Source organism: Bacteroides ihuae, from assembly GCF_900104585.1.
Classification (GTDB): Bacteria; Bacteroidota; Bacteroidia; order Bacteroidales; family Bacteroidaceae; genus Bacteroides; species Bacteroides ihuae.
On record NZ_FNVX01000005.1, the window covers coordinates 357,418 to 376,111 of the forward strand.

General features: G+C 41.0%; 20 protein-coding genes. 19 read left to right on the plus strand and 1 reads right to left on the minus strand.

Annotated features, from left to right (window positions below):
* Positions 1–126: 126 nt before the first annotated feature.
* The 9 genes from BQ5338_RS07055 (at position 127) to BQ5338_RS07095 (ending at position 5,507) form a co-directional block, all read left to right on the plus strand.
* A complete protein-coding gene (locus BQ5338_RS07055; RefSeq protein WP_235816390.1) occupies positions 127–519 on the plus strand; it encodes a hypothetical protein in 393 nt (130 codons plus the stop codon).
* A gap of 108 nt (positions 520–627) precedes the next feature.
* Positions 628–1,443 (plus strand): N-6 DNA methylase, encoded by an 816-nt coding sequence (locus BQ5338_RS07060; protein WP_071146133.1) that lies wholly within the window; start codon positions 628–630, stop codon positions 1,441–1,443.
* 44 nt (positions 1,444–1,487) lie between these two features.
* Positions 1,488–1,679 carry a hypothetical protein gene (locus tag BQ5338_RS07065; protein WP_071146824.1) on the plus strand — a complete coding sequence of 64 codons (192 nt, stop codon included), beginning with the start codon at positions 1,488–1,490 and terminating at the stop codon, positions 1,677–1,679.
* Positions 1,680–1,763: 84 nt separating this feature from the next.
* Complete coding sequence (locus BQ5338_RS07070; protein WP_071146134.1) at positions 1,764–2,171, plus strand: fibrobacter succinogenes major paralogous domain-containing protein; 408 nt, start codon at positions 1,764–1,766, stop codon at positions 2,169–2,171.
* A gap of 15 nt (positions 2,172–2,186) precedes the next feature.
* Positions 2,187–2,543, plus strand: coding sequence for a hypothetical protein (locus tag BQ5338_RS07075; RefSeq protein ID WP_071146135.1), 357 nt, complete (start codon positions 2,187–2,189; stop codon positions 2,541–2,543).
* Positions 2,544–3,044: 501 nt separating this feature from the next.
* Positions 3,045–3,455, plus strand: a complete 411-nt coding sequence (locus BQ5338_RS07080) for a PcfK-like family protein (RefSeq protein WP_071146136.1) — start codon at positions 3,045–3,047, stop codon at positions 3,453–3,455.
* A gap of 8 nt (positions 3,456–3,463) precedes the next feature.
* Complete coding sequence (locus tag BQ5338_RS07085) at positions 3,464–3,868, plus strand: hypothetical protein (protein ID WP_071146137.1); 405 nt, start codon at positions 3,464–3,466, stop codon at positions 3,866–3,868.
* Entirely contained in the window at positions 3,865–5,148 is a 1,284-nt protein-coding gene (locus BQ5338_RS07090) for a PcfJ domain-containing protein (protein ID WP_071146138.1), read from the plus strand. The genes BQ5338_RS07085 and BQ5338_RS07090 overlap by 4 nt, the downstream gene beginning before the upstream one ends.
* Positions 5,149–5,174: 26 nt before the next feature.
* A complete protein-coding gene (locus tag BQ5338_RS07095) occupies positions 5,175–5,507 on the plus strand; it encodes a hypothetical protein (protein WP_071146139.1) in 333 nt (110 codons plus the stop codon).
* Between the two features lie 239 nt (positions 5,508–5,746).
* Here BQ5338_RS07095 and BQ5338_RS07100 read toward each other — a convergent pair whose 3' ends face one another.
* On the minus strand, positions 5,747–7,459 hold the full coding sequence (locus BQ5338_RS07100; protein WP_071146140.1) for a hypothetical protein: 1,713 nt from the start codon (positions 7,457–7,459) through the stop codon (positions 5,747–5,749).
* A 361-nt stretch (positions 7,460–7,820) separates the two neighbouring features.
* Here BQ5338_RS07100 and BQ5338_RS07105 point away from each other — a divergent pair, with 361 nt between their 5' ends.
* The 10 genes from BQ5338_RS07105 to BQ5338_RS07150 are packed head-to-tail and all read left to right on the plus strand — an operon-like array spanning position 7,821 to position 18,692.
* The gene (locus tag BQ5338_RS07105) at positions 7,821–8,576 is read left to right on the plus strand and encodes a ParB N-terminal domain-containing protein (RefSeq protein ID WP_071146141.1); all 756 of its coding nucleotides are present in this window, start codon (positions 7,821–7,823) and stop codon (positions 8,574–8,576) included.
* Complete coding sequence (locus tag BQ5338_RS07110; RefSeq protein ID WP_071146142.1) at positions 8,566–9,420, plus strand: GREB1-related protein; 855 nt, start codon at positions 8,566–8,568, stop codon at positions 9,418–9,420. Before BQ5338_RS07105 ends, BQ5338_RS07110 begins: the two co-directional genes overlap by 11 nt.
* A 3-nt stretch (positions 9,421–9,423) precedes the next feature.
* Positions 9,424–9,969, plus strand: coding sequence for a DNA-packaging protein (locus tag BQ5338_RS07115; protein WP_071146143.1), 546 nt, complete (start codon positions 9,424–9,426; stop codon positions 9,967–9,969).
* Positions 9,969–11,288 (plus strand): phage terminase large subunit, encoded by a 1,320-nt coding sequence (locus tag BQ5338_RS07120; RefSeq protein WP_071146144.1) that lies wholly within the window; start codon positions 9,969–9,971, stop codon positions 11,286–11,288. Before BQ5338_RS07115 ends, BQ5338_RS07120 begins: the two co-directional genes overlap by 1 nt.
* Positions 11,289–11,330: 42 nt before the next feature.
* Positions 11,331–11,897, plus strand: a complete 567-nt coding sequence (locus BQ5338_RS07125; protein WP_139265206.1) for a hypothetical protein — start codon at positions 11,331–11,333, stop codon at positions 11,895–11,897.
* A complete protein-coding gene (locus tag BQ5338_RS07130; RefSeq protein ID WP_078063424.1) occupies positions 11,857–12,327 on the plus strand; it encodes a hypothetical protein in 471 nt (156 codons plus the stop codon). Before BQ5338_RS07125 ends, BQ5338_RS07130 begins: the two co-directional genes overlap by 41 nt.
* Positions 12,328–12,331: 4 nt before the next feature.
* Positions 12,332–12,862 carry a hypothetical protein gene (locus BQ5338_RS07135; RefSeq protein WP_071146146.1) on the plus strand — a complete coding sequence of 177 codons (531 nt, stop codon included), beginning with the start codon at positions 12,332–12,334 and terminating at the stop codon, positions 12,860–12,862.
* Positions 12,843–13,940, plus strand: coding sequence for a hypothetical protein (locus BQ5338_RS07140; protein ID WP_071146147.1), 1,098 nt, complete (start codon positions 12,843–12,845; stop codon positions 13,938–13,940). The genes BQ5338_RS07135 and BQ5338_RS07140 overlap by 20 nt, the downstream gene beginning before the upstream one ends.
* The gene (locus BQ5338_RS07145; RefSeq protein ID WP_071146148.1) at positions 13,937–15,892 is read left to right on the plus strand and encodes a hypothetical protein; all 1,956 of its coding nucleotides are present in this window, start codon (positions 13,937–13,939) and stop codon (positions 15,890–15,892) included. Before BQ5338_RS07140 ends, BQ5338_RS07145 begins: the two co-directional genes overlap by 4 nt.
* Before the next feature lie 4 nt (positions 15,893–15,896).
* A complete protein-coding gene (locus BQ5338_RS07150; protein WP_139265207.1) occupies positions 15,897–18,692 on the plus strand; it encodes a phage tail tape measure protein in 2,796 nt (931 codons plus the stop codon).
* The last annotated feature ends 2 nt before the right edge of the window (positions 18,693–18,694 follow it).

Here is an 18,694-nt window from a genome sequence, read left to right on the forward strand (position 1 = left end):
AGGAACAAGGCTTTGATGAATGAAGTCTATCGTTACCTTGAGGGCGCTTCTGCAAAGTATGACCACGAGAAAGGCCTGTGGCTGTGGGGTACAATCGGCACGGGCAAATCTACCATCATTCAAATCATGAACTATTACAGCAAGTTTTCCAAAGGTCTTGACCGTGGGGATTATCCTATCGGTGGTTTCCGCATTGAATCGACCTCTACTGTGGTGAACAAGTTTGCAATGAAGGGACAGGATGCCATCGAATTGTACACGTACAACAATGGCCGGCCCCGCACGATTGCTTTCGATGAGCTGGGCAGAGAGCCTTTGCCGGCAAAGTATTTCGGGACGGAACTCAATGTGATGCAGTACGTCTTTCAATCCCGCTATGAATTGCGCAAGGAGTGCTTAACCCATGTGACAACGAACCTGAGTCTTATCGAGGTGCAGAAGAAGTACGGCTCATACATAGCCGATAGGATTAATGAAATGTTTAACGTAATCGAATTGACGGGGAGGAGTAGGAGATGAAAAAAAGCAAGTTCTTACTTAGTGCGCTGTTCATCGCATCCGTTTATGTGGCTTTTTATGTGATCATATACCAGATTTCATCATTCTTTATCAAACAACTAATCTGAAATGGCAGCAGATGAATCACCTGTACAGGTACGGGAGCTCGAGAAAATAATGAGTGGGTTTAGTTATTCCAATGGATTAGATGTAAGTCGCGTGTTTGATGATCTTCTGATGTATATAATCTATTACTTCACTCCTGATGCAAAGCCTTTGGAGAACTGGAAGTACAAGAAAGAGCAAACGGCTGTTTTCTGGCAGATGTTCCAGGAATGGATTAAGATCATGAATAAAGAAACGTCTCTTTCTGATTGGTACGATGCTTTTGGTGATCTGTACATGACTTGTGTTGCCGGTAAGTCGAGAACACAAGGGAGCGGACAGTTCTTCACTCCATGCGAGATTTGCGATCTAATGGCGGACTTTAACGGTGAGGGAGAGAAAGTGGTCGGCAAACTAATTTCTGATCCCACATGTGGTTCCGGTCGTACGTTGCTTTCTTGGCATGTTCGCAATTTAGGTAATTACTTATGTGGGGAGGACATGGATAGAACATGCTGCCTTATGACGGTTTGTAACTTCATCATACACGGGTGTGTTGGTGAGGTTATCTGGCACAATAGCTTGGACCCCGATAGTTATTATGGGGGTTGGAAGGTGAATGAACGTCTGAATGCATTTGGTATGCCATCTGTTCGAGAGATAGGCCGAGAAGAATCAAAGGTTTGGCAGGTATGGGAAAGCAGGCGGTTGGAATATAAATCACAGGATGAGGAAATAATAACGGTAAAGCCGGAAATTATAACGCCTATTGAGGAAATTAGTACGAAGAAGAGGAAAAACATGCCGGGAAAAGCGCTTCAGCTAAATCTCTTCGATTAATCACACACAAGGCAATAATTGATTTGAAAGGAGGTGAATGGGAGATGAAGACAACGATCTATTGGGTAACAAAAGATGTGGGGAATATCCAGCGCATAAGAGAGAAATTCAATCTGTCAGCCGACACAACTCTCAATGGAGAAACTCCGGCAGAAATACGTGAGGAAGATATTCCACTACTAAGAGAAACAGAGAAGAGAGGATTTATTCAAATAAGGAATAAGAATGAAGTTTAAATTTTCCATGGCCGTAATTGTAATAGCAATTGCGGTTTTTTATTATGCAATCTATTGGATTGCTGATTTAATTTTAATCAAATTATGAGCCAGATAGAATTAAACGGACTTCTTTGGGATACTGAAAATCTCAAAGATGAAAATGGCAATGACTTGTATTGTACATTCGAAGCGGCCAATGAGACTGCTAAATATTTGGGCAGGCGTTTGCCTACGAAAGAAGAATTTGAAGCTCTAGTGAACTTACCTCACGTCTGGGAGGCAGGGAAAAAGGGAATGTTGTTCGGTGAGCTGTTTCTGCCGGCGAGAGGTTATCGGTACTTTAATACGGATGCGTTCGCTTACGTAGATACCAACGGTTGCTATTGGTCGGCATCACCAAATTCCACAGGTGGATACTACTTGGGCTTCAATTCGTATGGCAACGTGCATCCAGCTAACAGCAGCTACCATGCCTATGGCTTTACTGTGCGTTGTGTTCAGGATAAATAATCTATTCATCACATTATGAAACCAAAGAAACAATTAATAAAAGCCGCCATTGAGGATGGGAGCTTGGACAGAATGAACATGTTATTATCAGCAGCTCACCTATTGAACTGCGAAGCAAACAATTTAGTCGATGAAGCAGCCGAGGTAATGCTAAAGAGAGGCTTATTGCTTGGTGAGTTAAAAATGAGGCATAATGACTTTGTACGTAGTGCAGACAGATATTTTAAAGAGTTTGCAATGATGATCACAACAAATAAGACGAAGATGGACATGTTCAGTGATTTGGAAGAGTTTGATAAATCATTCCGAGAGTGGGCAAAAGTAACTACCGAATGGGAACCTATAAACAATAGCGATAAGATTTGTGAATGATTTACTTGCTAATTCAATAGGCATAAAATAAAAAAAGGAGTCACGCTTGACTCCAACCTTTGTTAACCTTAAATCTAATACTATGAAAAACACACTGCAAAGGTATCCAAATTCTGGCTTTCACCAAATCTTCGGTGCATTATAGCCCTATTTATAACATGGTTTAATACAATGAAAGGTTTGGTTAACGTATTAACGTAATATTGATGTGTATTAACTTAAATGAACCTTGTCATATATTAGATTCCTACCCAATTCAAATTCACTAAACGTATGAAGCAAATTATAAAATTCATCTTCTGCATGATTGTATTCTTTGTGGCCATGCAGATAATAAGCTATTTATTATGATAATAAAAGAAGCAAAGTTAATCGCTGATGATGATTCTTATATAGTTATTAGCGAGCCTATAGAGACGGATGATCTCGAGAGAACTAGAAAGGAGTTACACGCTATTTATACGTGCGACCGTATATTATTAACTTTTGAAGAAAAAACGCATGAAAACAAGTGATGCATTTAAGAAAACTATCAAATCTTACCTAGAACAACGGGCAAAGGAAGATGAACTGTTTGCCGTATCCTATGCAAAGGAAAACAAGAGCGTCGACGAATGCTGTAACTTCATTCTGCAGCAGGTACAGAAAAGCGGCTGTAATGGGTTCGGCGATGAAGAAATCTTCGGCATGGCCGTTCATTACTACGATGAGGATGATATTAAAAACATCAAGCCTGTAAACTGTAATGTCGTGGTGAATCATTCAGTAGAGCTGACGGAAGAAGACAAGAAAGCAGCTCATGAAGCGGCAATGAAAAAGCTCATTGATGAACAGCATGCTTTACTCAAAAAGAAGCCGGCGGCTAAGAGGAATGAATCAAAGGAAGTTGAACAGATGAGTTTATTTGGATAGATGCAATCATGGGAACAGAAACAACATTAAAACTAACTCTATCCTGTAAATGGTATGACATGATAGAATCCGGCATAAAGAAAGAAGAATACCGGGATATAACGCCATATTGGATTAGCCGGATATGCCGTAAGAATGACAAGCACTTAACCAAAGAAGAAAAAACCACCCTGTTTAATATCCTCCATGAAACGGGTGCTCTTGGTTTTGTAGCCGCTATAATTTCTTGTGGCATTACTTTCTATAATCATAAGACAGTAACCTTTTATCGCGGAGTTCCATACTTTTCAGATAAAGCAAAACACATGACATGGAGTATTGAAAGCATGGGGATAGGTATCGGAAATATTGATTGGGGGGCACCTCAGAATAAACATGTCATTAAGTTAACATTAGGAAAGCGTATATTATGAAACCGAAAACAAAACTTCAAAAGCAGGTGGCAGGGCTGAGTGCAAAGCTGCCTGCACTTACAGATAAGCAAAGAACCTGGGCAGTTGAACATTGTTTTGAACAGAGAGGCTTCTTACGAAAAAAGAGTATCTGGTGCACTGAGTGTGGTCATACATGGAAACCAACCGTGGGGCCGTTATTATTGCAATTTACAGGCGCTGTTTGCCCCCATTGCGGAAAACAACTCAAAATAGAGAGCGGACGTAAACGGAAAGATGATATTCAACAATACTATACTATCATTATCACCTTCAAAGGATTTCAAGTACTCAGGCATTATGTAGCCCGGAAAACGTGCAGCGTTGGTTATCCGGCCAGTTATGAGGTTAATGAAGCTGTACAGAATTGGATTACCCCGGAAGGGAAAGAGGTGCTCATGTATCGCTCCACTAAGATGAGCTTCTTTTATATCGACTTATGGGATTGGGGATCTCCGTTGGAAATCAGAAATCAGCCGGCTAACAAAATGAAGTATGACATTTTTGCGGAATACATATATCCTGTGCGTCGATACATTCCTAGCTTAACGAGGAATGGATTCAAAGGACACTTTCATGGTATTTCTCCACTAGGCCTATTTAAACTCTTACTCTCAAACAGTATGGCTGAGACTTTAATCAAAGCCAAGCAATATTCATTACTGAAATACTTGCACGGTCATGCCGATATTAATTGCTGGCCGTCAGTTAAGATCTGCATCCGTAACAACTACATAATCAAAGACGCATCCATGTGGGTTGATTACATTACGATGCTTTCCCATCTTGGCAAGGACTTACGAAATGCTAAGTATGTGTGCCCTGATAATTTGAAAGATGCCCATGATCGAATAATGGAGAAGGAGCGGCAGATTGAAGCAAAAAAGAAAATTGAGCAGCAAAGGAAAGAGGCGGCGAAGTATGAAGAAGGATATAAGAAATCGAAGGTCAAGTTCTTTGATCTTGAATTTAGTGACGGTTTAATACATATTGCCGTATTGAGCAGTGTTCAGGAGTTTTTGGAGGAAGGTGCGATGATGCATCATTGCGTGTATGGAGGTAAATATTATGCGCGAGAAAACGCCCTGATTCTTTCCGCACGTATTGGAGAGAAGCGCATCGAGACAGTAGAGATCAATCTAAAAACGCTCGATGTGGTCCAGTCCCGTGGCGTTTGCAACAAGAGTACGGAATATCATGATCGGATAGTCGGACTTGTGAAGAAGAATATTGGTGTTATCCGGCAGAGGATGACGGTATAGTATTAATAATTCAAATATAATCAGAAATGAAAAAAGCTATTTATAAAGGCGTAGAGTATAATGTAGAGCCCTCAGAACCATTTGTTGATGCGGCGGGTAATTGGATAGAGGATGGGTATAAATCAGGTATACACAGATTTTTACCAGAAGATCTAGAGTTTATACGCAATGAAATAACTGATTCTGATTGGGAACAACGGCGTTACGAATTGGCTAAAGCAGCAATGCAGAGTATCTCACAGCTAGATGAATTTAAATATAGATTTGCAACCAAAAGCGAATCCGTGTCTTATGATTGGCTCTGTAGAGAATCAATTAAGATTGCCGATACAATGGTTAAAAAGTTGAAAGGAGAATAATTTATGAACTATGCTTAAAATCAATTTGTTTGGATTGTCTTAAACAATTTAGTCATTTAAGGCAAAAAAATAAATGGAAAAATGTAGAATAAACAATATCACACATTTTTTCCATTTATACAAAATATTGGATAGTCAAATTTGCTACTACCTTTTATATGTTATCTTTATTAAAATATCTATCTCATAGCCTGTTTCTAATTTTAGCTTTTTTATAACGGATAATATCTTATTAAAGTCTATTTTCTTTTTTCTTGATACATTGTTTTTTCGCTTGCTAAATTAATGTCAGCTTTAAAATATTTTTTATATAAATATATAATGCTATTGTCTTTCTTGCTTACAAGGTTGAACTTTATTTCTACAATACCCTTTTTCTTTCCTGCATAGAATCTAGAATAGTTATAATTTAATAGAGTTGTCTGTGTGATATTATACCCAACATAGTAGGGTAAAGTCTCTATTAAAGCAGGTTCAGCAGTTGCTTGTAGTTCGTTACATTCTCCTAGCACTCTTGCGACCTTGCAACTAAAATCAGTAATAGAAAAATCATTGCTAATAATTGGATTTAAGATTATTATGGACTGATCTGAAACGCTTTTGTAGTATGCATCTGTTTTACCATCATCATCTATAATCATCGCTCCATTCTTTGTCATTTGTAAATGCAAAATGCTTAAGTTAATTTGAGGAGTGCTAATTAAATTCCAGACTCCTAAAGCCGAGTTATATAGTGGCTTATTTGCCTGCGTTTCTGACTTAGTTCCTGGAATAGGAAGAGTGCAGTCTGTCCATCCAGGAAGTATTTTCTCTCCTTCAAATTTATATTTTGAATTTAATACCATTTTCAAGTCTACTTTACTAATAGTATTAGTACTACCCGACATGGAACTAAATAAACTACCCAAGGCACTAGCAACGACAGAACCACCACTTGAGACAATAGCACTTAGTCCTTGCTTTACGCCTGCTTCTAATCCTGATACAGCCCATTTAGCAGCATTTGACTTTATGTTGCCCCACAAGGAGGTATAGAAAGAACTTTTTGCTGCTACTCCATTTGCAATTTGATCTCCAACAGCTCCAACCACTGAATTTTGGTTCGTAGATATTGAATTATTAGTATTGAACATGTTACTGAATTGCACGCTTAAACCTGCGCCAGCAGGAGCGGTACTTGTTATTGTCCCTTCAATGTTACCCTTAGACTCTCCTGTTCCAGTATAAGTTATTTTATCAACGGCCCTTCCCATTAAATATAAATTGCAATCGTTTGAGATAGTTGTTTGCGGGTCATACGCACATTCTATTTCAAGACCATACCATACTTGATTTTGGAAACCGACAGTGCTAAAATTGTTGTTCGCAATTGCTCCGACCGGAGTGGAAATATGAATTGGAGAATCTTTTCTGACGCTAGCGTCCTCGGCTATGCTTGATGTGTAATTAAAGAGTGCACTTGGTTTATTAACTCCTATTCCCCAGATGGAATTAGTTGTTCCTGTACCTGAAGGATCGCTTAATATATAATAGAAACATCTTAAGATACCCGTCATCTTGTTATATAAAACTATATATTTATAAGAAGTTGTTTCATTTATATTGCTATATACCAACTCCCAATTCTTTTGTTTGGTATACATTCTTTGGGAATATTCTTCTTCTATATTCTCATCAATCCAACCAGATGGAATTCCCATATTAGAAACACCAAGTTGCCATGGTAGATTGACATTCTTGACAACATTCCCACTGCCGTTTACCATATCAACTTTTGTACTGTTTTCCCAATCAAAAGAATTGTCGTATGCACTTCTTGTCGTGGCTTCACCGCTAGTATCTATATTTGAAACACTAGGATTTAAATCATCTGCACAACTCGATAAAAAGGAGTTGGATAGAATCAATGTACATGAAACTATCAAATAAGAAATTAATAACTTTTTTTTCATAACAATAAAATAATAATTAATTAATATTTAGTCTTTATTTCAATGAATAATTATTGTTTTATAAGTGTCTATTAATCTATTTATTATGACTTATGGATTAATAAATAGATGTTATTAAGAATGTATGAATGAGGTACAAATATATAAATAAATAGTATATAATTAATTTTATAAATAAAATTAATTGAGAATATATGATTAATAAAATTTGTATTAGTTCTTGACTTTGTATATGCTTAAGTCGATAATTTTTTGGATAAATAATTCTAGTCGCACGTCATGCGACCAAGTAAACTACTACCGGGTAGTCCTTTAGGGGATTATTCGGTATCTTTATTTTGTGAAAATAAAAGCAAAAGAAATGAGTGTAGTTTACAGAAAGATTTCCGATCTGAAAAAGTACGATAATAACCCACGTACAATAACGAACGAGCAGTTAGAGAAGCTCAAAGAATCGATATCAAAGAACCCTGATTATTTCGAGGCACGTCCGATCGTATTATCAAATCGTACTGGTGAGCTGGTTGTGATAGCCGGCAACCAGCGCCTGGAGGCAAGCATGCAGCTTGGTTTGAAGAAAGTCCCGACCTACTTACTTGAGAATCTAACGGAAGAACGCGAGCATGAACTGATGATCCGCGATAATGTGAACAACGGTGAGTGGGACATGCAAAAGCTCTTGGAGTGGGATAGTGGCTCACTTCTTGACTGGGGGCTTGATGTTGATTTGAATTTCGATATTGATTCACAGATTGAGGAATCAAATTATACGAAGAAGATCGAAGCTCCGGTGTATGAGCCAAAGAGTAAAATCTGTCCGTTAGAATCATCTCTTTTTGATATGGGTAAGTATGATGCTCTAATAAGTGAGATCAATGCTGCAAGCATATCTCCTGAAGCTAAAGACTTCCTGATGATAGCTGCTTCACGTCATATTGTTTTCGACTATGGAGAGATAGCTGAATATTACGCACACGCCCAAAAGGAGGTACAGGCGCTCATGGAACGTTCAGCCCTTGTCATTATAGACTTTGATAAAGCTATAGAGAACGGATATACGCGTTTGAAAAATGATATATACGAAGTAATGTTGGAGGATACGGACGATGAAGAGTGATTTTGTTGCTTTTATATTGACGCATGGTCGTGTTGGTTCGGTGATCACGGATAAGACGCTTCGTAAATGTGGTTATACAGGCCCCATTGTCTATGTGGTTGACAACGAGGACAAGCAAGCTGAGAAATACAAGCAGAAGTTTGAGAATGTTTTTATGTTCGACAAAGAAGCTATTTCTCATACGTTTGATGAAGCGGATAATTTTGAGGATCGTAGAGCCATTGTCTATGCTCGTAACGCTTGCTTTGAGATAGCTAAGAAGCTTGGTTATAAATACTTCATTGAGCTGGATGATGATTACGATACGTTCTCATTCACCTATGGACGTGATGGAGTTGTGAGACAAAGAGCAATAAAGCAGCTTGACAGGATTTTTGAAGCTATGATTAGGTTCTATGAATCGACACCGGTCACGACAGTGGCCATGGCTCAACGCGGTGATTTCGTAGGTGGAAAAGAAAATGATATTGTTCGTGGCGAGAAAATGAAACGTAAGGCGATGAACTCTTTCATCTGTTCTACTGATCGTCCGTTTCAATTCGTAGGGCGTATAAACGAGGACGTAAACACATACACGACACTTGGTAGCCGCGGCTATCTCTTTTTACAAATTCCTCATGTAGCACTTAACCAAAAGCAGACGCAATCAAACAAGGGAGGAATGACTGATATATACATCAGCCAAGGTACGTACGTAAAGAGCTTTTATACGGTTATGATGATGCCGAGCTCTGTGAAGGTTGGAATGATGGGAAACAGCACAGAAACTCAACGTTTGCATCATAAAATTAACTGGAACAACACGGTTCCGAAAATAATCAGTGAAGACTTTAAAAAGAAATAAGATATGGGGGCACCTAGTGGGAATCAATTTTGGAAATTAAGATCGAAGCACGGAAGGGACAAACTATTCGCTACGCCTGAGCTTCTTTGGGAGGCAGCATGTGAATACTTCCAATGGTGTGACGAAAATCCGTGGACGACAAAGAAGGCGATTCAGAAGACGGTTCCCGTGAAACGAAAGGAAGGAAAGAAGGTGAGAATCGTCAACGAGGAACAGACGCAGAGGGAGATTACACCAACAGCAAGGCCGTATTCACTTACCGGCTTTTGCATTTATGTAGGTGCTTCGACAATGTGGTGGAGGAACTTTAAAGAGGGATGTAAGAGTAGTACAAATGATGAAGATTTTTTAATAGTCATCGCACGCGTGGAGGAAACAATCGAGACACAGCAGTTTGAGGGTGCATGCGTGGGAGCGTTCAATGCGAACATCATTGCTCGTAAGCTGGGGCTTGCTGATAAGCAGGAATTAGATCATACCACGGGAGGGAAAGAGTTCAAAGGATTTAACTTCCTGCCTTATACCAAAGAGGCGGAGGATGTAAAGTAATGAGTGATAAGATCAACATAAAGCAACGTAAGGCGTACAACCTGCTCCGGGATGATAAAAATTACTTCATCCTTTATGGCGGTGCCGGCGGTGGGGGCAAGTCATGGCTAGGCTGTGAATGGCTTATGCAATGCGCTCAGAATCTCCCCGGCACACGTTGGTTCGTTGGTCGTAATAACCTAAAGGATAGTCGCGAGTCGGTATCTATCACCTTTGCTAAAGTCGCGGCATCTTATAATTTCAAAGACTACCGACTAACATCTGACGGGATCAAGTTCGATAGCGGTTCAGAGATCATCTTTCTTGATCTTACCTATTACCCGATGAAAGATCCGATGTATGAAAGACTGGGTTCCAAGGAGTTCACCGGTGGATGGATAGAGGAAGCCGGAGAGGTTCATTACCTTGCCTTTGAGGTGCTAAAGACACGTGTAGGCCGTCACCTGAATGATGTGTACGGTATCCCTCCAAAGATACTGATCACCTGTAACCCTAAAAAGAACTGGTTATACAAGACGTTCTATAAACCTTGGAAAGAGGGGAAGCTTAAAACCCCTTATGCCTTCATTCCGGCTCTTGTTCAGGACAACCCGTTCGCTACCAAGGAATATATCGAGATGCTTCAAAATACGAATGATAATGTGACGAAGCAACGTTTGTACTTTGGTAATTGGGAGTATGATGATGATCCGTCTTCCTTGTGTGATTACGATGCTATCTGTGATGTGTTTACCAATGAGCATGTAAGGCCGAACGGATTACCGAAGCTCTCCGCTGACCTTGCCATGAAGGGGCGTGACAGGTTTGTTACCGGCAAGGCTGTCGGGCATGTATGCACGATGATACTCGATAAGACCTATTCTCCAGGCAAGATGATCGAGACGGATTTGCGTAATGCTATGATAGATCATCGCGTCTCACGTAGCAATGTGATCGTGGATTCCGATGGGCTAGGGGCATATCTTGAAAGCTATCTCACGGGTATCAAAGAGTTTCATGGCGGGGCACGGGCCTTGTCTGATGAATATGATAACATCAAGACACAGTGTGCCTTCAAACTGGCCGAGCTTATCAATAACCGTGACTTCCGTATCATCTGCACCCCGGAACAGGAGGAGCGCATCAAAGAGGAACTCGCGTTATTGAAGCGTGCCAATGTAGACAAGGACACGAGGAAGAAAAGTCTTATCACCAAGGAAACGATGAAGGCAACTCTTAATCACTCCCCTGACTACCTCGATATGCTTATCATGCTGATGATATTTGAATTGAGGAAGCCACTCAAGGGTGCAAGAGCAATCGTTACGGAGGCTGATTGATAACAATGTGTAAGATTATAAAGGTAAAAATGAGGTATTGATATGAAGGTGATATTTACAAAATGTCAGAAAATGCAGTTTGCCGATTTCTGGGTTAAGCTCGATTGCTGCAGCTCGAGCGGAGAGGTGTTCGAGCAAATGAAAAGAATTCCCAAGCCGGCTTATGTGTGTAAGACTGCGGTGCCGGAAGATTTGAATGATCTTACTTATGGGCAGTTGGTGGAGCTGCAGGGTATCACGAATAACGAGGAGTTGTTCTTTGTCCCCTGTAAGGTATTGCTTGGCTTGGATAGGGCAAAGGTAAAAACAGGTGATGCGGAATCGGTGATCGGCTTTGTCTTCTGGGTTTCACGTGAGATAGAGCGGATCAACAAACTGTTTGAATCTACAAACGTAAAGCCTACTCCGGAAGAACAGCAAGCCCGGATTGATAAGCTGAGTTTTGGCCCGTTCGGGTTGATTGATTACTATGCCCTGCGTATGGGCATAACGAACCATGATGAGGTGTTATCCCTGCCATGGGTACGTATTTACCAATGCATGAAGATTGATTCTGAAAGAGCGAAGTATGAACGAAGATTACGGAAAGTGTATGCAGATAAAAAATAGTGTAGAGCAAAAGATTAAGAGTGTGTCCGGAAAGATGGCCGGCTTCACTTACGTGTATGAGGATTGGACCAGAGCCGATCTTAAGTTAGAGCGCTTGTCTCTTCCCGCTATTATCAATCTATTACCGGTTAGTGGAGCATTGACACTCAGGAAAGACCAATTCAGGGATGTGCCTAACTGCATGTTCGTGTTTGTCGATAAGGTGCAGCGGGATGCGAACGGCATTGATAATGATGCTGTGTTTGAGAGGATGAAGAATGCGGCCATGGAGTTCATTGTTAAGCTGAATGAAAGTGGATTGTTTGAATCCATCGAGGGTGAGATTCCGTATTCCGTCATTCTTGAAAAGTTGGCGTCTGTGGTAACGGGCATCTCTATCTCGTTGAAGTTGAAAGAGGTCGCGGGTGTATGTGCACGTAAATTCTTGTAACGCTATGAGCAAAGAACAGGCTAAGGCTATTATCGGTGAAGAGCTCAATGAGTTGCGCAGGCGTATCATCGAGCATCATCTTTCAGCCGGACAAAAAGCATCCGGCCGTACGGTGAACAGTTTGCATGTAGAGGTGAATGATGATGCCGGGACGCTTTATGGTCGCAAAGCATTCGGGGTATTGGAGACCGGAAGAAAGGCCGGACCGGTACCCAAAAGCTTTGTCGGGGTTATACGGCAATGGATCATCGACAAGGGTATTTCATACAAACCTATTCCCTATGTGCTGGTACCATCGGAGAGATGGACGCCCAAATACACACCCGAGGAAAGGGGGCTACGCTCACTCGCCGGGGCAATAGCGTATAAGATACGTAAAGAAGGTACGGCTTTGTTTCGTTCCGGCGGGCGTGATGATATCTATTCACAGGAGATTCCCAAAACGATAGATAGCATTATGAACAGGGTGTTTGCCGTATTTGAAGAGGATGTTGAACATATTAATTTGAACAGCAATGAGAAAGACAACGATTGATACAACGACAATCGAGTATCCCGATGAGATAGGATTCTGCTTTAACCCGGTGGTGATAAACATCTTCGGCTATGCATGGTCCTACATCAAGGTATCGATAACGGATGTACAAACAGGAACGGTGTACACGGAGAAACGTGAGATGTTTGGCACATCCTGTTTCTTTGACTTGTCACCATACGGACAAGGAACATTTGACCTGTTGAACTTTAGTAAGGTGGATTACTCCGTTGTCGGTTTGCAGGATAGTAAGGTAGGTCGCTTGTTTAGCGTAGAGGTTGACATGTATAAGGCCGATGATAGTTTGGGAAATAGCTTTCAGTTTGAGGTGTTTATCATCTGGGGAGCTATGAAAGTGGGCCAGAGGTACAACGGTACACGTTCACTCACATGGTTTAAGAACTTCCCTTTCTCCGTTGGCATGTATTGCGCAACACCGTCAAACATCAACGTGTATGTTGATGATGTGTTACAGGGGGATACCATTACAACAACAGCACGCAGAGTGTGGAATCTCATGTTAAACGGACTCTCAGCAAATGAAAAGTTGGTGTTTGAACTGCCCGGATCAAGTGATACGGCTAGTGTGTGGGACAATACGTTTGACTTCACGTTTCACCCGTTGTTGAACACAGCATCAAAAGTGACGTGTGTTGTTGATGATACTGATTCCGGTGTTTATCTGCGTTGGATAGACCGACACGGCTTTTACTGTTACTGGTTGTTCCAGAGCGGTGATGAGAGTAGGCAGGTTAGCAACGATGGTGAGTTCATCCGTAACAACATGGCTGACTACAACTATGTGAACGGTTATCATGGAGGTAGCGGACGTAAACAGCGTAAGACAGAGAGCAACACGCTACCTGTATGTGCCCCCCTTGTTGATAGTGATACATACGATTTCTTATTTCAGATCGCTTTGTCTCCCTGTGTAGATATGTATGCCGGGGATGATGACGGTGTTCATCAATGGCAGGGGGTGAATGTATCTGTGGCGACGTTCACCAAGACAAAGACCAGTCTACAGGATTTTGTGGCGACGATCATATTACCTGAAACCTCAATACAAAGCTTATGAGAAACGAGGAACTGTATATTGATGATCAATTGGTTGATTTGGATGATAATACCAAGGTTACGCTAAACTATAAGAGTAACATCTTCACTGATTTGAGCAAGATCGTTAGCAACAATAGTTATTCGATCAAGTTACCCAATACGGTACACAACCAGTGTGTGATAGATCATGCCGATCTGCCTACCCGTGCGTCTACGTTTCCAAGAATTAAACACCGTGCTAGGTATTTTCGTAATGGCGTGGAGATTGTGAACAAAGCTAACGCTGTATTATTGTCAACATCAGACACGTTCGATATTTCATTACTATGGGGAAATATCACGAACTTTAGTAATATTATTAGTAATAAGAAAAAACTCAATGAGCTGAATGATTCGGATGACTTATTTGTCTGGTGGAGTATTTATCATACTATTACGCAGTATGGATCTATCCAAGATGTCATATACCCGAAAGCGTACTACGGATATGCAGAGGGTGAGGGTAAGTATGACGGATATGTCGCACCGAAGAATCCTATATTTTATCATCCATGCGTTAGGGCCTCATTTATCATGTCCTTGATTGAGAATGATTACGGTGTGAAATTTGAATTCCCGGATACAGCAAAGGCTTTTGTTGATAAGATGCTTATTCCTATGCTCACAAGAAACGATAGTGAGACATACGCTATTAAATTGGCCAAGGATTATATTGCTTATGGATATGCGACAAGGAACGAAGGAGGGTATTTTCTATATTTGAATACCAATGATAACAAGATTAACTATTATGGCCGTTTCACTCTATCGAACAGCAAGCTATATGCTTACCGTCCGTATGTAGATAAAGTCACACTAAAAATATCTGGGTCATTGGTTTACAAGGTTACTACAAAGTCAATACCTAATACGGCTAGGGTTATCATACACGGTCAGGAAAACGGGGATTTTGTAGGCGATGATGTTCTTACTATAAATGTGTCAACAGTAGAATTACAAAATGATGGCAAGTACTTGCTTACTTTTTTGTTCAATGAAGAAGAAACTTCAGAACTAGTGATCGAACAGGATTACTATTTCTATATGGATGGCTTGTCAGATGTAGGTGGCGCGATTTCAAATGTTGTTGATTCAACAATTAATATCATGCCATATCTTAAAGAAATACAATGTGCGACAAAGGGCTCATCTATTAACCTGGGATACTTAGGAACAGAGAAAACAACCACATTAACACAGAATTTTGCAGGTGGCCGTTATCCAATCATAGCCAATCTTCCAAATATAGATGTGTTGACTTTTATAAAGTCGATTGCTTATCTTGCCGGGCTATTTGCTATTCCTGAATTAAACAATACTATACGTTTTATCTCTTCCGATGATATTTATGCTAATGTACCGAAGGCGGTTGATTGGACGAAAAAGGTTGTCGCTACATACAGGGAAAATAAACCGATGTCTATGTCCTACACATTAGATGATTTTGCACAGAAAAATATCTTTGATTGGAAAGAAGATGATGCAGTGGGGGATTATTCAGGCGTGATAACTGTTGATGATGCAGTTCTCGATTCGGAGCGTATTATCGTGACATTGCCTTTTGCAGCATGCGATACTAAGAATGGAATGGCCTCTGTCCTTATGTACACTTATAACTCAGACGGTTATCTGGAATACGGTAAACGTGAACCTCGCCTACTCCTTGAGGATAAATATAATGGGGAGTACTCAAAGGCTTCATTCGTTAGTCTTGATTTTAAAACGGTGATAAGTACGTATTATGCGAGCTATCAGAAAGTTGTCAGACAGCCAATCATCATAAAAGAGAAGATCGAGTTAAGGGAAATTGAGCTAAAGAGTCTCGATGTAACGGTGCCGGTTTATCTTGCCCAATATGGGAAGTACTACGCGATAATCTCTGTTAAGGCAGAGGATACGGGGATATGTGAATGTGAACTTTTACAATTATAAGATTATGGGAACAGCAGTAGAAGAAAAGGTATTGGACATTAAGGTCCGCTATGAAGATGCGATACGTGGTATCGCTAAGTATCGGACAGAGTTGGATGTGCTCAAAAAGGTTGAAGCAACTTTAAAGGATGATTTGAAGAATGGAAGAATAACAAGGGAGCAGTACAATGTAAAGCTTACCGAGTCAAAGATAACTTCTAATGAATATAAAGAGGCTATCAGGGGATTGGAAAAAGAAACTCAGAATAATATCAAAGCAGAAAAAGAGCAGCAGGGTAGTTTAGTTTCTCTTCGTGGATCGTTATCAAACTTAACAAAACAATATGATGAAATGAGCGAGGCAGAAAGGAGCTCTGCATCAGGGAAAGATTTGGCTATTCACATCAATGCTATCACTGATAAGCTCAAAAATGCGGAGGAAGGTACTCAGCGTTTTTATCGTAATGTCGGTAATTACGAGGAAGCATTTTCCAAAGCTCTTTCTCCAATGAAAAAGAAGCTTGATGATATGACCACTGCCTATATGAATATGTCCAAAGAAGAGCGACAGAGTGCAAAGGGTGATGAAATGCGCCAGCATATGAAAGAAATGAAGGATCAGATAACGGCTACTAGTGAAGCCGGAGGTAAATTCCAAAACGAACTTCTTGGTATGGTGGGTGTTCAGGGTGGCCTATTGGGGAGCATAGCAAGTTCGGTGGGTGGCATTGGTTCGATGTCCCAGGCATTCATGGCCGGAAAGGCTGCCGTATCAGCTTTTTCAAAACAACTTCTGGCATTATTGGCTAACCCTATTGTCGCAATTTTGGCCGGAATAGCTCTCGTAATCATGGGTGTTGTCAAAGCTATTAATTCAAGTGAAGACGCAACTAATAGAGTAAGTGTTCTATTCGCTCCGGTCACGCGACTGTTGGATGGCCTGATGAGTATTCTTCAAAAAGGAGTAGGGTATATTCTTTCCTTTGTGGAAGCTGGCATGAAAATGTATGATTGGACTATGAAGATGATGGAGAAACTCCCACTTTTAGGTGGAGCTATAAAGACAGTGAATGATGCTAATAATGAAGCTATTGGATTGGCAAAAGAGAAAATAGCAATTGAGGAACAGTCACGTAAGGATGAGGTTGAAAATGCCAAATCCGCACTGGAGGTTTCTAAATATAGGACTCAGGCAAAGGATAAAGAGAAATTCACAGCTGAGGAACGGCTTAAGTTTGTACGTGAAGCGAATAACTTGGAAGAGGAACAATCAAAACGAAATGTTGAGCTTGCGGAGCGTAAATTAAAAGCGTTGCAACTAGAATCTTCTTGGGCTGAGAATAACGCCGAAACGAATCAGAAACTGGCTACTTTAGAGGCCGATGTTTATAATGCCCGCAAAGAATATTTTGATAAGACGAGAAGGTTAAAGCAGGAAGAAAGTGCACTTATTAGTGAAAATAAGTCTGACGAAAAAGCCCGTTTGGCTGCCGCTAAGACTGCAGCGAAAGAAGCTGCTTCCACTGCCAAAGAACGTAGAGAGAAAGAGCGTGAAGCCGTGAGAGCTGCCGAGGATGCAATGTTGGCCCTTGTCAAAGATGGAATAGAGAAGCAGCGTAAGGAAACAACACTCTCCTATGACAGGCAGATAGAGGACTTGAAAACGAAACTTGCCACGGAAAAGAACCTGACTGTAAATGCAAGGCAAGCACTCAATGATAACATTAAGGCCCTTGAGGAAAAGAAGATACAGGATTTAAAAGCTCTCTCCGATGAAGAGCTGACACAGACCATCGAGAAAGAACAGAAGCGTATTGAATTGATGCTTTCCGCTGTGAAGTCCGGTTCTGAACAAGAGTATCAGCTTAAGTTGCAAAGTATGCAAAAACAGATGGAGGCTGAATTGGCTACTGCGGAACTGACGGAACAGCAAAAAGCCCTCATAAGGGATAAGTATCAGATACAGGAGGATACTTTGATAGACGAGCACACGAATAGCGTTAATCAGAAACAGGCGAATGCTATGAATCTCGAGTATGAAACTAAGATAGCGCAGGCATACGGTAATGAACAAGCGATACTGCAACTCAAGATGGAACAGAAACAGGCCGAGCTGGATCAATTACAGCAAATGGAAGGTGAGAGCATGGAGGCTTTCAATCTCCGTAAGCTGAATATAGGGAATGAATATGCTGATGCTAAGAAAGATGTGGCAGATAAAGAGATAGAGATCGAACAAACGAAATACCAGGCAACGGCGGATATCACCGGCGCTCTTTCTACACTGGCTGATGCAGCGGGTGAACATTCCAAAGGTCTGGCAATGGCATCGAAGGTTCTGGCGTTGGCCGAGATCGCAATAAATACAGGTAAAGCAATAGCCGCCGGTGTTGCTCAGGCACAAAGTGTTCCGTTTCCCGGTAATATTGTGGCAGTAGCAACAACAATTGCTACCGTTTTGACCAATATAGCAACGGCAACGAAAACCGTTAAGAGTGCCAAGTTTGCAACCGGAGGTTTAGTTACCGGTGAGGGTTCCGGTACCTCCGATAGCATACCGGCACAGTTGAGTAACGGCGAATCGGTAATGACTGCCGCAACAACCTCTATGTTTGGCCCCATGCTATCGGCATTTAACACGATGGGTGGAGGAACACCGATAAACATTACGGCAAACAGTAGCCAGACGATAGGTGAGGACATGTTAGCAAGAGCAATTGCTAAAGGGTTCATGATGGCACCGGCACCGGTTCTTTCCGTGCAAGAATTTACCAGTGTAGCCAACAGAACCAAGTATGTAGAATCTATAGGCGATATTTGATT

Excerpts from the sequence above, each read along its gene's own strand:
- BQ5338_RS07055 (WP_235816390.1), top strand. The coding sequence starts at position 127 with ATGAACTATTACAGCAAGTTTTCCAAAGGTCTTGACCGTGGGGATTAT.
- BQ5338_RS07060 (WP_071146133.1), top strand. The coding sequence starts at position 628 with ATGGCAGCAGATGAATCACCTGTACAGGTACGGGAGCTCGAGAAAATA.
- BQ5338_RS07065 (WP_071146824.1), top strand. The coding sequence starts at position 1,488 with ATGAAGACAACGATCTATTGGGTAACAAAAGATGTGGGGAATATCCAG.
- BQ5338_RS07070 (WP_071146134.1), top strand. The coding sequence starts at position 1,764 with ATGAGCCAGATAGAATTAAACGGACTTCTTTGGGATACTGAAAATCTC.
- BQ5338_RS07075 (WP_071146135.1), top strand. The coding sequence starts at position 2,187 with ATGAAACCAAAGAAACAATTAATAAAAGCCGCCATTGAGGATGGGAGC.
- BQ5338_RS07080 (WP_071146136.1), top strand. The coding sequence starts at position 3,045 with ATGAAAACAAGTGATGCATTTAAGAAAACTATCAAATCTTACCTAGAA.
- BQ5338_RS07085 (WP_071146137.1), top strand. The coding sequence starts at position 3,464 with ATGGGAACAGAAACAACATTAAAACTAACTCTATCCTGTAAATGGTAT.
- BQ5338_RS07090 (WP_071146138.1), top strand. The coding sequence starts at position 3,865 with ATGAAACCGAAAACAAAACTTCAAAAGCAGGTGGCAGGGCTGAGTGCA.
- BQ5338_RS07095 (WP_071146139.1), top strand. The coding sequence starts at position 5,175 with ATGAAAAAAGCTATTTATAAAGGCGTAGAGTATAATGTAGAGCCCTCA.
- BQ5338_RS07100 (WP_071146140.1), bottom strand. The coding sequence starts at position 7,459 with ATGAAAAAAAAGTTATTAATTTCTTATTTGATAGTTTCATGTACATTG.
- BQ5338_RS07105 (WP_071146141.1), top strand. The coding sequence starts at position 7,821 with ATGAGTGTAGTTTACAGAAAGATTTCCGATCTGAAAAAGTACGATAAT.
- BQ5338_RS07110 (WP_071146142.1), top strand. The coding sequence starts at position 8,566 with ATGAAGAGTGATTTTGTTGCTTTTATATTGACGCATGGTCGTGTTGGT.
- BQ5338_RS07115 (WP_071146143.1), top strand. The coding sequence starts at position 9,424 with ATGGGGGCACCTAGTGGGAATCAATTTTGGAAATTAAGATCGAAGCAC.
- BQ5338_RS07120 (WP_071146144.1), top strand. The coding sequence starts at position 9,969 with ATGAGTGATAAGATCAACATAAAGCAACGTAAGGCGTACAACCTGCTC.
- BQ5338_RS07125 (WP_139265206.1), top strand. The coding sequence starts at position 11,331 with ATGAAGGTGATATTTACAAAATGTCAGAAAATGCAGTTTGCCGATTTC.
- BQ5338_RS07130 (WP_078063424.1), top strand. The coding sequence starts at position 11,857 with ATGAACGAAGATTACGGAAAGTGTATGCAGATAAAAAATAGTGTAGAG.
- BQ5338_RS07135 (WP_071146146.1), top strand. The coding sequence starts at position 12,332 with ATGAGCAAAGAACAGGCTAAGGCTATTATCGGTGAAGAGCTCAATGAG.
- BQ5338_RS07140 (WP_071146147.1), top strand. The coding sequence starts at position 12,843 with ATGAGAAAGACAACGATTGATACAACGACAATCGAGTATCCCGATGAG.
- BQ5338_RS07145 (WP_071146148.1), top strand. The coding sequence starts at position 13,937 with ATGAGAAACGAGGAACTGTATATTGATGATCAATTGGTTGATTTGGAT.
- BQ5338_RS07150 (WP_139265207.1), top strand. The coding sequence starts at position 15,897 with ATGGGAACAGCAGTAGAAGAAAAGGTATTGGACATTAAGGTCCGCTAT.